This window comes from Pyrinomonadaceae bacterium (assembly GCA_036277115.1).
GTDB lineage: Bacteria > Acidobacteriota > Blastocatellia > Pyrinomonadales > Pyrinomonadaceae > UBA11740.
Genome location: DASUNM010000023.1, coordinates 1,339,022 through 1,355,253 on the forward strand (window position 1 = coordinate 1,339,022; position 16,232 = coordinate 1,355,253).

Annotated in this window: 11 protein-coding genes; 6 read left to right on the plus strand and 5 right to left on the minus strand. The window is 55.6% G+C overall.

Translation table 11 applies throughout. The features are described 5' to 3' along the window. The first annotated feature begins 110 nt into the window (after positions 1–110). The 6 genes from VFX97_12515 (at position 111) to VFX97_12540 (ending at position 9,450) form a co-directional block, all read left to right on the plus strand. Positions 111–878: an ABC transporter permease gene (locus VFX97_12515; GenBank protein HEX5704019.1), complete on the plus strand. Its 768-nt coding sequence runs from the start codon at positions 111–113 to the stop codon at positions 876–878. Next, positions 875–1,765, plus strand: a complete 891-nt coding sequence (locus tag VFX97_12520) for an ATP-binding cassette domain-containing protein (GenBank protein HEX5704020.1) — start codon at positions 875–877, stop codon at positions 1,763–1,765. The genes VFX97_12515 and VFX97_12520 overlap by 4 nt, the downstream gene beginning before the upstream one ends. Before the next feature lie 158 nt (positions 1,766–1,923). Beyond that, entirely contained in the window at positions 1,924–3,081 is a 1,158-nt protein-coding gene (locus VFX97_12525) for an MlaD family protein (GenBank protein ID HEX5704021.1), read from the plus strand. A 382-nt stretch (positions 3,082–3,463) separates the two neighbouring features. After that, a complete protein-coding gene (locus tag VFX97_12530) occupies positions 3,464–4,696 on the plus strand; it encodes an MFS transporter (GenBank protein ID HEX5704022.1) in 1,233 nt (410 codons plus the stop codon). Positions 4,697–4,714: 18 nt separating this feature from the next. Next, complete coding sequence (locus VFX97_12535) at positions 4,715–5,995, plus strand: ATP-grasp domain-containing protein (GenBank protein ID HEX5704023.1); 1,281 nt, start codon at positions 4,715–4,717, stop codon at positions 5,993–5,995. 320 nt (positions 5,996–6,315) lie between these two features. After that, positions 6,316–9,450, plus strand: coding sequence for a prolyl oligopeptidase family serine peptidase (locus tag VFX97_12540; protein HEX5704024.1), 3,135 nt, complete (start codon positions 6,316–6,318; stop codon positions 9,448–9,450). 23 nt (positions 9,451–9,473) lie between these two features. Here the strand turns inward: VFX97_12540 and VFX97_12545 are convergent, their stop codons facing one another. The 5 genes from VFX97_12545 to VFX97_12565 form a co-directional block, all read right to left on the minus strand. After that, complete coding sequence (locus VFX97_12545) at positions 9,474–11,336, minus strand: hypothetical protein (protein HEX5704025.1); 1,863 nt, start codon at positions 11,334–11,336, stop codon at positions 9,474–9,476. A 227-nt stretch (positions 11,337–11,563) separates the two neighbouring features. Beyond that, positions 11,564–14,131 carry a TonB family protein gene (locus VFX97_12550; GenBank protein HEX5704026.1) on the minus strand — a complete coding sequence of 856 codons (2,568 nt, stop codon included), beginning with the start codon at positions 14,129–14,131 and terminating at the stop codon, positions 11,564–11,566. After that, complete coding sequence (locus tag VFX97_12555) at positions 14,128–14,505, minus strand: BlaI/MecI/CopY family transcriptional regulator (protein HEX5704027.1); 378 nt, start codon at positions 14,503–14,505, stop codon at positions 14,128–14,130. Before VFX97_12555 ends, VFX97_12550 begins: the two co-directional genes overlap by 4 nt. Positions 14,506–14,616: 111 nt before the next feature. Further along, the gene (locus VFX97_12560) at positions 14,617–15,717 is read right to left on the minus strand and encodes an SAM-dependent methyltransferase (GenBank protein HEX5704028.1); all 1,101 of its coding nucleotides are present in this window, start codon (positions 15,715–15,717) and stop codon (positions 14,617–14,619) included. Continuing rightward, positions 15,714–16,232: a hypothetical protein gene (locus VFX97_12565; protein HEX5704029.1), complete on the minus strand. Its 519-nt coding sequence runs from the start codon at positions 16,230–16,232 to the stop codon at positions 15,714–15,716. The genes VFX97_12560 and VFX97_12565 overlap by 4 nt, the downstream gene beginning before the upstream one ends.

A 16,232-nucleotide genomic window follows, 5' to 3' on the forward strand; every position in this document is an offset into this window, starting at 1 on the left:
CTGACGAATGGTTGCTACACCCAACACCCTATCCCCTACGCCCTAAACTGATGTCCTGCCTTTGCGGCTAACTTAAACTGATCTAACCGACCGGCGGTTCTGACTAACGCATGAACATCTTCACGCGCCTGCTGCTCGAACTACAGGAAATGGCGTTGCTGGTTGCGCGTGCCGTCGCCGGAGTTTTTCGCAAGCCTCGCTACTGGCCCGAAACGTTCGCGCAGATGGACAGCATCGGGGTCGGCTCGCTGACCATCATCATGCTGACCGGGTTTTTTACCGGCGGCGTGCTGACCCTGCAAACGTATCAGACACTCGCATCGTACGGAGCAGTCAGCCAGCTGGGCTATCTGGTCAGCGTGGCTCTGATTCGCGAATTGGGACCGACGCTGACCGCGTTAATGGTCACGGGCCGCGTTGTCTCCGCGATCTCAGCGGAGCTGGGCTCAATGGTGGTGTCGGAACAAATCGACGCCATGCGCGCGCTCGGAACTGATCCGATTCGCAAGCTAGTCACACCGCGAATTGTCGCCCTCGTCATCACGTTGCCGCTTTTGACTTTGATTGCCGACGCGGTGGGAATCATCGGCGCCTGGACGGTTTCCACGTGGCTCTACGGTCTGCCTTCTACGATGTTCACCAGTTCAGTGCGCAACGGCATCCAGACGGAAGACATCATCGGGGGCGTCGTAAAGCCACTGGTGTTTGCTTTCCTGATGGGCACGATTGCTTGTCACAAAGGTTTGAAAACTGAAGGCGGCACTGTGGGCGTCGGGCGTTCAACGACTACCGCGGTCGTGACGGCTTCGATTATAGTTATCATCGCTGACTTCTTTCTCGCGAAAGCACTCCAGCTCGTTTTGGGTACTCATCAATGATCACGGAATCCGCAATTCATCAATCAGGGATTAGTGACGACGCTGCGGATTCGACCTTTCGTGAGGTTGACGACTCGCAGCGCATAATCCCGGCCATCGAATTCCGTAATGTGACGATTGAATTCGATGAGCGCAAGGTGCTGGATAACCTGAGCTTCAAAGTGAACCGGGGCGAGACGAAGATCATTCTGGGCGGTTCAGGCTGTGGGAAATCGACCACGATTAAGCTCGTACTCGGGCTCTTAAAGCCAGACAGCGGCCAGGTATTAGTCGACGGTGAAGACATCACGCACTATTCGGAAGTTGACATGATGAGCGTGCGCAAGAAGATCGGGATGATCTTCCAGGAAGGCGCGCTGTTTGATTCGCTTTCGGTTTACGACAATGTTGCGTTTAAGCTGCACGAGCATCGCGTGCCTGAGGATGAAGTCGAAAGCGAAGTGCGCCGCATGCTCCAGTTCGTCAATCTCGAACAAGCTATCGACAAGATGCCCTCCGAACTGTCGGGCGGCATGCGCCGTCGCGTCGGCATCGCGCGGGCGCTGGTCGGCGATCCGAAAATTGTGATGTTCGACGAGCCGACGGCCGGTCTCGATCCGCCCACGGCGCGCACGATTTGCGAATTGGCGATGAAGTTGCGGGACCTGGAAGACGTCTCTTCGATTTTCGTTACGCACGAAATGAATAATCTCGGCTATCTGTGTTCCGAATACGCGGTTGTGAACGAAGCCGGCGAAGTCGTGTTCGAACGAGAGGGCGAAAAACTTTGCTTAATCAACAGCAAGGTGATCATGATGCGTGACGGAAAGATTATCTTCAGCGGCACCGACGAAAGCCTGCGGCGCTCTGACGACCCGTACATTCAAAAGTTTCTGCGCGGACACTGAAAGGCAAGGATGAAGGATGAAGGCGGAAGGATGAAAGCCTTCGTTCGACACCGGCCTAAGCATTACACCCGAAAGGATTGCGACGAAGTGATAGTTTGGCTTGATCGATGAGTTAGTTTTTCATCCTTCATCCTTCATCCTTCATCCTTGCTGTACTTATGCCACCACCAACCCGGAAAAAAGTCGGTCTAGCTGAGCTGCGCGTCGGCCTGCTCGTTTTGATTGCGCTCGCGGTTCTGATCGTTCTGATCCTGAACGCATCGGGAACGCTGAACCCGTTTGCCCGGAGCCTGCAACTCCGCGCGCGCTTCACGGACGCGAACGGACTGCGCGACGGATCTGAAGTGCGCCTCGCGGGCGTCCGCATCGGCAAAGTCGATCGCATCCGGCTGATGACCGCGTCGGAAGTTGGGCCCGGGCCAAATCCGCAGAAGATTGAAGTCTACATGACCATCAATGCGACCATTGATGGCGTGCCGGCCAACGATCGCATACGCAACGACTCCACGGCGCAACAGGCCTCGCCGAGCCTTTTGGGCAGCGAAATGATGGTGAATATCACGCCCGGAACGGCGCTTGGCGCCCCCGTGAAAGACGGCGATCTCTTACCGTCAACGTCGGGCAACACGATGAGTGACCTGGCAACCCGCGGAACCGAACTGGCAGACCGTCTCGGCAAACTTTCCGATGAACTCAACGAAGTGGTGAAGGACGTGCGCGCGGGCAAGGGCACCGTCGGCCGGCTCTTTAACGACGAGTCGCTCTACAACAACTTGAACGCAACGGTGCGCGACATCGAAGAACTGGCGCAGCAAATCAAGAGCGGCAAAGGTTCAGCCGGCAAGCTCATCTATGACGACGCCCTCTATAACAACGCGAACTCGATTGCGACAAATCTCAAGTTGATTTCCGACGACATTCGCGCCGGTCGCGGCTCGGCCGGAAAGTTTCTTACCAGTGACGAGCTTTACAACAAAGTCAATCGCCTCACCGATCGCGTAGACAGCTCAATGAGTAAGATCGATGCGATCGTGGCGGACGTAAATGCCGGCCGGGGCACGCTTGGCAAGCTGGTGAAGGACGAAGCGATCTATAACGACGCCCGGACGGCGATTGCTCGCTTCAACACGACGGCCGAACGAATTGACAATGTGGTTGCCGGAGCGCAACGCGGCGAAGGCACGCTGGGCAAATTGATTACCGACGAAGCGCTCTACAACAACGTCAACAACCTTTCCTCGGAAGGCGTGAAACTGCTCTACGACTTCCGGCAAAATCCGAAGAAGTATCTGACGATCAAATTCCAGTTGTTTTAGAAGCGCCTTGAGAATCTGGTTTTGCCGCGTGGAGATTCGACGCGGCTATTTCTGAGTCACTCATTTACTCCGCGGCGAAGGTTGTAGTTTAACCTTGCGAACGCTTCAACTCACGTCAAAAGGGATCTCACCCTCAGGATGTCTTTCCTCCTTTGTCTTCATCGTTACGATCGGTTTGTTCGCATCCGTGTTAGACGTTTGACACGGAAATTCTCAGGACATATTGTACTCACGATTTTCCCGATCGTTCCCAGTTAGCTGGCACTGGTCTCACACAACCTTGCATCTGCTTTAAGAAGTACCAGTGCGGTTTGGCTTCCAGAGTTCTGCCTGAGAACTCTCGAATCTATCGGCCCAGCAAATGTCTTCCCACATAAATCCTTTGCATGATCTAAAAGCCTTGCCCAGGGAAATCTGGGTGATAGCGATTGCTGCACTAATCAATCGTACCGGAACGATTGTCCTGTTTTTCCTCAGTTATTATCTTCTCCAGCCTCGTTTTGGATTCTCACTCGGCGAAGTTGGCTTCATCAGTTTTGCGTTCGGCTTTGGGGCTCTGCTTACTGCGCCTTTGTCGGGGTGGTTATCAGACAAAATCGGTGCGCTTCAAGTCATGAAGCTCTCGCTCGTCCTTTCGGGGACAATTCTTCTGATTTACCCTTTGGGTCAAAACTTTGTACTCATAGCTTCCCTTACCTTTTTATGTGCTCTCACGGCAGAGGCCTTCCGCCCCGCTAGCTACGCCATCCTGAATGTCGTGGTTGCAGGACCGGATGAAATGCAAACGTTAAAGAGAAGAAAGAGCGCCCAAGCGCTCTACCGTCTTGCGGTAAATCTGGGATTTGCCATCGGGCCGCTGATTGGAGGATTTCTCGCCACCAGAGGATTGTGGGAGGTTATTTTTCTCGTCGATGGTGCCAGTTCCATTCTGGCGTTTGTGTACCTGTCGGTGATGCTAAGGCCAGTTAAGTTCCAGCCCAGTTCGTCGGGTATTCACGCGACTGAAAGTGCAATAATTCAGAGTCCTACGACAAAGGCAATCGCAGATCGAAGATTTCGATACTTTCTTGCTGCGATGGCGCCGGCATTGCTGGTGTTCTTTCTGGAGATGGGCGCGCTTCCGCAATTCATGAAGCTACAACTTGGAATAGACGAATCGTTCTTTGGTTATTTGATCGCGCTCAATGCGTTTCTTGTCATTGTTCTCGAACTTCCCCTGAACTGGTTTACCCGAGCGTGGTCTTATCGCCGATCGCTAACCTGGGGAGCGCTGCTCGTCGCCCTTGGATTTGGATCTGTGGCATTTGCGAATAGTTTCCTTTTCATAGCTCTAACCGTGGTGATATGGACTTTCGGCGAAATGTTCCTGCTGCCGAACAGCTTTGCTTACGTCGGCAGCATAGCGCCAAAAAATCGCCAGGGTGAGTATGCAGGAATCCTGGCCATGGTGTTTAATTTGTGCCTATCACTCGCTCCCTGGCTTGGTCTGCTTGCCCTTAGCCACATTCCCAGACTCATGTGGGTCGCGGCCTTCGTTCTGGGTGGCCTTTCGGCGGTAATGATTTCGCGGATGGCTCCTACTGCGACCGAGAGCATTTCAAGTTCTTCGAACTGACACACACCCTCTTAAGCAATGGAAACGCGCGCCAATCTTTTTCAAGCTACTAATCATGCAACCAGATGGGTTGCCATTGTTGACGCCTACTCTTCAGGTAATCTGCTCGCACCTGAATTCAATTCCCGGGGATTCGAGTGCGTTCATATACAAAGCACACCGCAGCTACCTGCTCCGGCCCATGGTTCTTTTCATGCGAAAGATTTTAGATCGAACATAGTTCACCAGGGTCAGATCGAGGAAACTCTCGAACACTGCCAACAGTTCAACTTGCAATGCCTGATTGCCGGTTCGGAAACTGGCGTCGAGCTTGCCGATTTACTGAGTGAACGACTGGGCCTGCGTTCAAACGGAAGCAAACTCAGCGCTTGTCGGCGGAACAAGTTTCAGATGGTCGAGCAGGTTAGCAGAAACGGACTTAAAACGATTCCGTCGCTTAGAACCAGCGATTCCAAACTGGCGCTAAGTTGGATTGAAGAAGTAACGGGATGGCCGGTAGTAGTTAAGCCGCTGCGGAGCGCGGGTACAGACTCCGTGAGAGTTTGTTCATCGGCCTCGGAATTCCTAACGGTATTCGAGGCCAATCTGGGAAAACGTGACAAATTTGGCCAACGGATCGATGACCTGCTCATTCAAAAGACGATCCGCGGCGGAGAATATATTATCGATGCAGTCAGTTGCGATGGCCAACATCATGTCACGAACGTTTGGCTCATCGTCAAAGGCGTTCATAATAATGCCGATTTTGTTTGCGAGTACAATCAGTTGCTCGATCACGATGAAGCCGTCAAGAATGGAAGCGTTGAATATGCGTTGAACGTAATTACGGCCCTTGGAATCAGGCATGGACCAACCCACACGGAGATCTATCGGACGCCGGAAGGCCCCATCCTGATAGAGTGTGCCTCCAGATTACATGGCGGCGGATTCCCAATCTACAGCAAGGAATGCGTTGGTTATGGCCAAGTCGACTTGACGGCTGATGCCTATCTCGACGTGGAAGCCTTCCACAAAAAGGCCCAAGCTCCGTACCAGCGCGGCAAGCACCTGTTTATTGCAGAATTGATCTCCGATGTTGAGGGGCCACTTAAAGGGCTTTGCACGAAGCAAATCGAATCGCTTCCCTCGTTTTCTTCAATCAAGCTGTCCGTGACGCTTGGCGATCTTATCAACCAAACCGTTGACGCCTTTACTTCACCGGGTCACGTGGTTTTGACCCACGCCGATTTTGCGACTATTTGGCGTGACTATAATTATTTAAGATCCATCGAAAGGAAAGGCCTTCTCTATCAAGTGTAGCGAAGGGCCCGGGCAGTGCTTATTACACGAGTTTCGACTCGCGCGAAGCGGGGCGCACCGCAACTTGTCGGGACCAGTTACAGTTTCGCGTCCTGTTGGCGTTCGAGAGATGCTACTTCCTGAACAAGACGACTTAACTACTTGAGAGCCTGATTTTCGACGCGCACTCTATTGCGTCGCTCCAGATCGTGCCAATTGTTTTTGCCCCGGAGTGCGCGGGCAAGTTTCTTCAGTTTCCCTCTTGACTTCCGCGCGTCTCGTGAAGAGACTTAGGCGGCCGTTCCAACCGTCTACTTTCAAAAACTGCCCGAGGAGTCCTTATGAATAGTTTTAGACGAATCTCCAGATCGAGTGTGGCTCTGGCTTGTGCGCTGGTATTGCTCGCGACCTCTGTTGCTCAAGTACGCAGTCAGCAATCTGCACAAACTAAGCGTGCCCTTACACACCAGGATTACGACACCTGGCGCTCCATCGTCTCGCCGCAGATTTCGCGCGACGGAAAATTCGTGGCGTACGCGTACATGGCGCAGGACGCTGACAGCGATGTCGTCGTGCGCAATATCGCTAGCGGAAAAGAGTGGCGCGCGCCGCGCGGCTACCGGCCACCAGCTCCGCCGCCCGATGTTTCGATTCCCGGCTCCGCGGAACTGGTCGCCGAACAGGCGCGGCTCGTGCGGCCCTGGTTCACGGCTGACACTCGGTTCGTCGCGTTTGGCATCGAGCCGGCGAAAGCCGAACTCAACAAAGCAAAAAAAGAAAAGAAGCGACCTGAAGAAATGCCGAAGACCGCGCTCGGGCTCATGGATTTATCGAGCGGCGAAGTTGCGAAGATCGATCGCGTGAAGAGCTTTCAGGTGCCGGAAGATGGATCGGGTTTCATCGCCTACTTAAAGGAAGCGAAGCCGAGCGGAAACCCGGCCGCGAAGGACGGCGCAGATGCGGGCAAGACGGCCGTGCCGGGCCCGAAAGCAGATCCGTCTCCGCTAGCGGCAGAGCCCGCACCGACCAGTAGTCCCACCGCGCGCGAGACCGCAATTGCCGGCAAGCCGGCGCCGGGAAGCAGCCCGGCCGTGAGGGAGGGTGCAAATGCGGGCAGGATGCCCGCGCCCCCAACGGGAAAGAAAAAAGACTACGGCACCGATCTCGTCCTGCGAAACACAACGACGGGCGCTGAGCGAACGTTCAACGACGTCCTCGACTACACGTTAAGTAAAGACGCGAAGACGCTGGTCTTCACCGTGTCGGCCAAAAAAGAAGAGTCGAACGGCGTCTATGTCGTGTCCACCCAAAGCGAGGCAGCACCGGTCGCAGTCATTTCCGGCAAAGGGAAATATCAGAAGCTGACATGGGATGAAGAGCAGACAGAACTTGCGTTTGTCAGCGACCGCGACGACGCGGAAGCCAAACAGCCGAAGTTCAAGGTTTACCTATGGGACCGCGGCAGTGCGACGACGGTGCGAGAGGGCGCGAACAGCAACCACACGAGCCCTGCGGCGCCGATGCCGGCCGTCGAAGTTGTTTCCTCAGCCTCGCCCGGATTCCGAAAGGACTTTGTCGTCAGCGACAAAGCAAATCTCAGTTTCTCGCTCGATGGCAGTCGTTTGTTCCTTGGTGCTGCGCCTCCCCCCGAGCCGGAGAAGAATGCTGATGAAGAAGTCTCGGCCGACGAGAAAGTCATCGCTGATCTCTGGCACTGGAAAGACGACTACATCCAGCCGATTCAACGAGTGCGCGCTGAACAGGAGCGGCAACGATCTTATCGCGCCGTTTACCTGACAAAAGAAAAAAGATTCGTGCAGCTCGCCGATGAATCGATGGAAAACATCAACCCATCGATTGATGGCCGCTTTGCCGTGGGCAGCGACAACCGCGGCTATCGGATCGAGAGTGATCACAACCCGGGCTATTCAGACTTCTACGTCATCAATGCCTCTGACGGATCGCGGAAGCTAATTCGCCAGAAGCAACGCGGCGTGTCTCTGTCGCCCGGCGCGAAGTACGCGATTTTCTTCGACGGCAAAGACTGGAACTCTTATTCAGTCGCCGACGGTCGCGCGTTGAATTTGACGAAAAGCCTCGGCGTGAATTTTTTCAATGAAGATAACGATTCGCCCGATTTGCCGGGCTCGTACGGCGTGGCCGGTTGGACGAAAGACGATCGCGAGGTTCTGATTTATGACCGCTACGACGTATGGGTGGTTTCGGCTGACGGCAGCGGCGCGAAGAATCTTACCGACGGGGTCGGCCGCCGCGACAAACTTGCCTTCCGCTACGTCCGTCTCGATCCGAAAGAGCGCTCAATCGATCCCGCCAAGCCTCTGCTGTTGCGCGCTGATAATGAAGAGACTCGCGACGAAGGTTTCTATCGAGAACGCATCGGCGGCGGTCTGCCGGAAAAGCTTCTGATGGGCGCCAAGGGTTACAACAATCCGACCAAAGCGAAAGACGCCGATGTGTTGATGTTCACAGCGTCGCGCTTTGATGAGTTTCTCGACGTCTGGGTCAGCGACATTAACTTCAAGAACCCGCGCAAGGTCAGTAACGGTGATGCACAGCGCGCGGGTTTCAATTGGGGCACGGCGGAACTTGTGAGCTTCAAGAACACCGACGGCGTGCCTTTGAAGGGCATGCTCCTGAAGCCGGACAACTTTGATCCGAAGAAGAAGTACCCGATGCTCGTGTACATTTACGAGCGGCTCACGCCGGGCCTGCACGGCTTTCGCGCGCCGGGGCCGGGCACTTCGATCAATCCGTCGTATTACGTCAGCAACGGCTATCTCGTCTTCATGCCGGACATCGTTTATACGACCGGCTATCCCGGGCACAGCGCAATGAAGTGCGTGCTGCCCGCGATTCAGGAAGTGGTGGATCGCGGTTACGTTGACGAAAAAGCGATCGGAATTCAGGGACACAGTTGGGGTGGCTACCAAATCGCTTACATGGTCACGCAGACGAATCGCTTCCGTGCGGCTGCACCCGGCGCGATCGTGGCAAACATGACCAGCGCCTACAGCGGTATTCGCTGGGGTTCAGGTCTCCCGCGTCAGTTTCAGTACGAGCATTCGCAGTCGCGGATCGGCGGAAGCCTTTGGGAATATCCGATGCGCTTTCTCGAGAACTCGCCGGTCTTCCGCGCTGATCGCGTCCAGACGCCGCTGCTGATGATTCACAACGATGAAGACGACGCGGTGCCATGGTATCAGGGCATCGAGTTTTACCTCGCGCTGCGCCGCCTCGGTAAAGAGGTTTACATGTTCAACTACAACGGCGAGCGGCACGGCCTGCGGAAGCGCATCAATCAGAAAGACTACACGCGCCGCCTGCAGGAGTTCTTCGATCATAACCTGAAGGGCGCGCCCGAGCCTGAATGGATGAAGAAAGGAATTCCGTTCTTGCAGCGCGAGAAGGAGAAAGAAAAGTATCGCGTAACTACGGACGAGGAGCCGGGACACTGAATATTAGAGCACGCGGGATCATGTCATCGTCTCTGACTGGTCGATGGCCGTTCCGGTTTCTTTTCAAATACCGCGCGCGCGATTGAGATCATAACGATGGCGCGAGGTGCGTCGCCCGCGAAACTCCTCGCGGCGTCCAGGGCCTGGTAAAAATTCTCTTCGGCCAGCCTGGCGAAGAGGGTCGACAGATCCGTCGGCTTCGCCAGCTCTGTGCCCATCCGGATACTAAACTTCCCTTCGAGCAAGAGGGCCGTGTTCCCGTTCTCTCCGGTGAAGTCCTTGACCGCATTCGCCGACTTCACCATCTCACTCAGCAGTTGCCAGGCGCGGTCTTTGTCCCATTTCGAAAACTGCGTCAGCAACGCCAACAGGCAATACGCGCGTTCAGGCGTGCCGGCATCGATTCGTCGCGTTTCCGTCAAAGCTTCGTCCAGCAATTCCAGCGCGCGCGCCTGATTCTTCTCAGCGACGATCGCGGCCGCTTGAATTAGGAAATGAGCGCGCAGAGAACGGGGCAGATCCGCTTTGCTTAGCAAAGCCAGGGCCTCATCGGCCCGTTTCTTGGCGAGCAGGCTGCGAATAAAACTGTAATCAACAAACCGGCGCAAGCCGGCGCGCGTCTCGAGGTCCTCGATCTTGTCCACATATTCGCGGGCGCGCGGATCGCCCTCATCAGCCGCTCGCATGGCGGCGAATGCATAGACGCGATCGCGCGCATCGGCACTCTGCGCCCCTTTAAGCCGCTCGTTCAACTCGTCGTCGAGTCCTTCGCGCCGGCCGTTGTCGTTCATGCCGCGGTTAAGAGAAAGATTGCCGGCGTTCGTCGTTGCTTGTCCGGCTTCAGGTCCGAGAGCGGCAAGTTGCGCCGCAATGGCCGGCGCGAGATCTGGCGCGTACCGCTGAAACAGCGGCCAGATTCGCGTCGCAATAAAGTGAGTGCCAGCACGTCCCGCGGACGATTGCTCGATCTGTGCCAGGGGGCGAAGCAGAATGTTCGCCGCCACTTGAAAGTAACTCTTGCGCAAAGCTGGTGCGAGATCGGGCGGCGCCTTCGGCGGATAAGAATTGCTCGACGGGATACCGCCGCGTGAAACCACGAGATAGATTGAAGGCGTGAAGGCGTAGCTGGTAAGCAATGAAACTGTATTGGCGTCCGACGCCGGATCAGCCGCGGACAGCGACAGGAGCGCGGCAAAACGCTGGTCAGCAGCGGCCGCGTTCTTTTCACGTAGCGATACTAGAAACAGGATCGACCTCTCGGTGGCGCGAACCAGCGCCGGATCGGCAAACTGCAAAGCTCGATCGATCTCGTCCGCTTCCAGAAAACCGCCGGCGAGCATGAGCCGCTCCGCCATCTCGGCCGCGGACATCTCGGGGCGAGAGGCGGTCGAATTGTTCGCTTCGTCCTTCTCGTTTTTCGCGTTCAACCTTCGCAGGAACTCTTCACCCAACGCGTGGTCTCGCTTAGCGGCCAACTGCAAAATCTCACGGCGCAGGTTCGTGCGCGGACGCACGGGACGGCCTGGGGCCACTCTGTCCGGCGCTAAGTTAGTGGACATCGTGGCGCTAATCTCCACGGACTCTGCCACATCCCACGCTCTGCGAAATAAGCTGCGGGCGGCCTCTTTATCTTGATCCCAAAGCGCGTCGGCGGTGCGAGCCTGAACACGCGCGCGCAGAGGCTCATCGCGATAACTGCGCGCTTCAATCGCCAACGACTCCAGCATAGACAACGCAATCGAGCGGCGCTGGACTGTTTCCGGATCGAGTTCTTTCGTAGCTAGAGGCTGTTTGGTCTTCTGCGGGGCGGGGAGCGACGATGTTTGGGCTTGAGTGGAAGCGGCAATTAACAACAAGCAGAGCGCTGCAAGGCGAATGCGGTTCATTGCTATCTCCTGATTTATCTGCGACACAGGGGGGAGCCTGCTGCTATCGCGGGTACTCTAACCTTCGATCGAGGCAGGGTCAAAAAAGCTCGGACCTGCCGGACTTGAACTACCACGTTCAGCGCCCGATGCGTTGTTACCCTTGATCAAATGTAGAAAGCTTTCAGGTGCAAAAAGAAAGCGGCCAAGAGGCCGCCTTCTTTATTGTCAAATGTGCGAATTTAGGCTTACTGTACGCTGAAGCTATAAACGAGCTGGCCTGAAACGCTAACCGGCTGTCCTTGTAGAAAAGTTGGCGAAAATTTCGCCTGGCGCGCGGCCGTCGTCGCCGCTCCTTGCAACAAAGGATGTCCAGAGATTGGCCGCGCAGAAACCACGTTTCCCTGCTCATCGACAGCGATTTGAACCGTCACAGCGCCCCCGGCGCGCGCAGCCCGGGCGATATCCGGATATACAGGCAAGGGCAAACTAGTGGCCTTACCATTCAGTACGCCGCCTTCAATCATGGTACCGGTTCTTATGATCGGCTTTTTCTCGTCTTCAGTCTTGAGAATCGTTCCGTCTAAAGCGCTAATCCAAACGTACTTCGTCGCAGTTTTGTCGCCTTCACTAACGATAATCACGACGTGATAGAACACTGGTCCGTCTTTGTCACGACCCAGGCTACACGCCAGGACTTTGCCAGGATATTTGCTGGTGGCGACTTGAATCGCGCGATCCATCGTGATGACTGCGCCCTGGGCCAACTCGGCTTGCCGGCGAGCTCGATCTTCCTGCGTTCCCGTCTCTCGCTCTCTGCGCAGACGCAATTCGCGAAGGGCACTATCATTACCGGCGCCTGCGCCGCTGCCCTGCCCACTGGAATTACCCGCGCCTTCACCAGACCCCTGACTGAAAATATACGTGCCTGATCCCTGGCCCTTTCCATCGCCCTTACCCTCACCATAACCCATGACAAAGGTATGTTTGGATTCCAGGGAGAAATAAAACTCAACCAGAAGCGTCTCAGAAACCGGTTGACCATCCTTCAGCGCCGGCTCAAAACGCATCTGACCCGCAGCTTCAATAGCGGCCTGATCCATTGAAGGATGCAGCGACCTCCAAACCTTTATGTCCGTGGGATTGCCTTCGCGGTCTACGACCATTGTAAGCACGACTGAGCCTTTGATGTTCTTTTCACGAGCGTCCGCGGGATAGACCGGCTCGACGCGCCGAATGACTCTGGGCCGGCGTGTCTGTGGATTAGCGGCGTAGTATTGCTGTTCCAGCGACTTCTGAGCTTCCAGGTACTTCTTCGCATATTGCATCTCCGAAGATTCCTCGTACTTCGTCAGGAGCTCAGCAAATCTCTTGTGCGCCTCACGATATCGGTCTGCGTTTGCTCCTTCCTGTTGTTGATACTTTTGCAAGAGTCGCTGGTGCTCATCCAGGTTCTGCTGGACTTGGCGCAGTCTGGCTTTAGCTTCGTCCATCGCTTTCGGGTCCAACTGCTGGTTCTGCTGCATGAGCCTTTGGTGCTCTTCAAGATTCTTCTGGACTTCGCGCAATCTCTGTTCAATTTCCCTTCGCGCTGACGGATTAGCCACGCGCTCTTCTTCTTTTAGCTTTTGAACTTGCTCAAACATTTCCGCGCGCAATCGTGCCTGTTTCTCCTCTTCCTTCTGATCACGACTTTGCGCGTACCCTACGGCTTCCTGCTGGTTGATCTCGAAACTTAACGCGAATGGAGTCGCCGCGATGCAGGGAACGGCGAGGAGCAGCGATGCGATTAAGAGCAAAATATTTTTGCGCCGGCCAGTAAGTTTGCGTGATTTAAGTAGAGACATGATTCTTCCCTCCAGGTTATCGGATTCGACAATGCCGATCGTGGTATCGGCGGCCATGCGGGGAGTAAGCGGCGCAGTCCCAATCATCCGCACCAGGGAACGCGCATAAACATCGGGTCGCACCAGTTTTGAAGTTACCCGTTCGTCGCAGCAGAGTTCGCGGGTCTGCCGAATACGCCGGCGAATCAACCAGGCGGCCGGGTGAAACCACACCGGAAGATAAACGAACTCGTAAACAAGGTTCGTGAGATAGTCGCGGCGCTGAATATGAACCAACTCGTGTCCGACCGCTGAAATCAAAAGGTTCTCATCGATCTCAAGCAACAGTGATTGCGGCAGAATGATGACGGGACGAAAGACGCCAAGCGTGATGGGTACGGGAATCGAGCTTGAACACAGGACGCGGACTCGTCGCGTCGCGATCGCCCGCCCACAAGTCTCGATAATCGACTTTGCCGATTCAGGAAGTTCTATTTCGAACGCTCCGCGCACGATCTTGCGGGTCTGGCGCCAGGCCCGAGCGAGTCTCAGCAACGCATATAAAACCAACAGGGCATAAATTGCCACGACCGCTGCGGCGAGACGGAACTTAACCGGGATCGGCGACGACCAATTTCGTTCGGTGGTTGTCGGAGCAGTCGGGGCCACGGTCGCAGCCGGAGTTTTTTCTTCAGCCGCTTGGATCTCGTCGCCCGCAAGCGAAGATATTCGGGTAACAACCACCGGTACATGTTCGGTTGTGGGCGGCGTGGAGATTGAGACTCGCGGCGGCGCGGTAAAATTGGGTGTGCTGCTGAGCACTGGTAGCAACAGCATCAAGAACAAAGCAACCACCCAAACCGTGTGCCGGTAACGAGCCGCGGTGCCGGTCAGGATCCGGTCGCACAAAGATGCCATTGCGGCAATCAGAAGAATCTGCCACGAAGCATTCAGCAGAAAAGTTAACAGGAACTGCGAAAAGGTTCTCACTTCGATCCCTCTTCTTCCAGAAGCTTTTGCAGGCGCGCCAACTTCTTCGGGGTGAGGTGTTTTGTTTCCAGCAGACTCATGACCAGACTCTCAGCCGACCCGCCAAACAAGCGGTCGAGAATGTCGCTCATGTGCTCTCCCGTGACGTGACTCCGGCTGACGACAGGTTTGTAAAAATACGCGCGGTCCTTCATCGCACGCTGCACTTTGCTTTTGCGATGCAGAATATTCAGCACGGTCTGAACAGTTGTATACGCCAGTTCGCGCTTTAAATTCCGCTGGACAGTCTGGACGTTAGCGGGACCGTGCTCCCAAAGCACATGCATGATTTCCAGCTCGAGCGGAGTCAAATGTTCGGCTTTTCGTCGTGCCAATGTCGCCAGCCTCCTAAAACTTTAGGAGCTTATACGCCCACTCCATAACCCTTGTCAACTAATTTTTTAGGAGGTGCTTCGGGCGAAGGCTAACCGTGCCGGCTCACCCTGCTAATCACGGCGGGATTTTCGCTGCACAAGAACCTGGAAGGCCCCGGCCATGCCGTCAGACTTGAATAACTCCAGGGCGTCTCTGTTGAGCTTGAATTGTTTCGCCGGATCGGTGACGAGACTTGCGGCCCTCATGATTTCAGGCATCGGCGCCTCGCCCATGAGGAATTCGTTCAGGCGTTCAAATCGCAGTGTCTCGAGGCCGTGGCGCTGTCCTGCTTCCATGATCTGGGTCCAGTCGATAGTTGTCGTGAGATCGTGCTCTCCCGGATGCGAGAGGATGTCATCAACGAATTGGTGTTTTCGGAATGCGCGAAGCGTGCCGCTAAATCGATTTGGATCGGAAAGTAATTCAGGACGTTCGGCGCCATAATCGACCGTGATCAGTATGCCCTCATGGATCGACTTCGCGGCCAATGAAAGGAACTGTTCGGCCCGCAAATTCACTTCGTAAATTTGTCCCTCGGCGAGTTGGAGCTTAATCAGATCGCAGTATTCAGCTACCGGGCCACCCGGTTTGCATTCCACCCACGCGAACTTGTCCGTCGCGTCGCCAAATGCGACGCACAACTCTTTGATACCACGCCCGCGACCGATGACGCGATGAACCGGAAACGCGTCTAGCAACTCGTTAGAAAAGATCAGTGCGTGTGGCAAGGGCTCGCGAAATTCACTCAGCGCACAAAACTGCAGGCGGTCTTTGAATGGGGCTACTTTGCTGAGCGCTTGCGACTGTGCGTCAGCGCTGACTTCATCAATGATATATTGGGTGGCGCTAAAGACTTGCGGAAAGTTGATTTGCAGACTGCGTAAGACATCATGTGCGAAATCTCCCGTCCCGCCTCCAATCTCGACAATCGTCCAGGACGGCGGTGCGCCCAGATCGAAGTAAGACTTCATGAAGTAGTTCGCGAAGGCGGCGCCAAACAACGGACTCATCTCCGGCGCGGTCCGGTAGTCCCCTTGCCTGCCCTGGCGCACGCGGTCGCGGCGGCAGTAATAACCGTCGCGCTCATCGTAAAGCGCGGCCTGCATCCAGTCGTAAAAGCTGATCGGACCCTCGCGCCGGATGCGCTCTCGCAGACGTTCTTCGAGATTCAATGCTTTTCAGACTCGGTTTTTTCGAGGAGCTTGGTCGTGTGATCCGGGACGCTAGTGGGCGGCATGATCTCAGCCGTGTCCGGGCGCGCGCGCCACGGTTGCGTGTTCACGGCGGGCGGCGGTAAGGCCGACACACGCGCCTGCGGCGGAGGTGGCATAGCGGGCGGAAGATAAGACACGGCCGGCATGAAGGATTTTGGCTTCGCGCCTTCCTCAAAAATCCCCGCGAAGAGCATCCGCAGTGGGCCGCCGATGAAGCAAACGATCGCTGTAATTGCGGCACAAAAAGCGAAGATATCGGCGATTGGCCCGCCTGAGAATCCGGCCATCACCCCAAAAATCGGGACGAACAGGACGCCCAGCAACATCAGAATTACGCCCTGCTTGACGCCTTTGCGTCGCGGCGAAATTGTCGTGTCCCCGGGGTCAGTTGGATAGCGCGGCAGCATGCCGTTGTGTCCCAGCAGATGCATGACGCCTTCCATCGCGAATCCACATCGAGAGCAGAAGCGCAT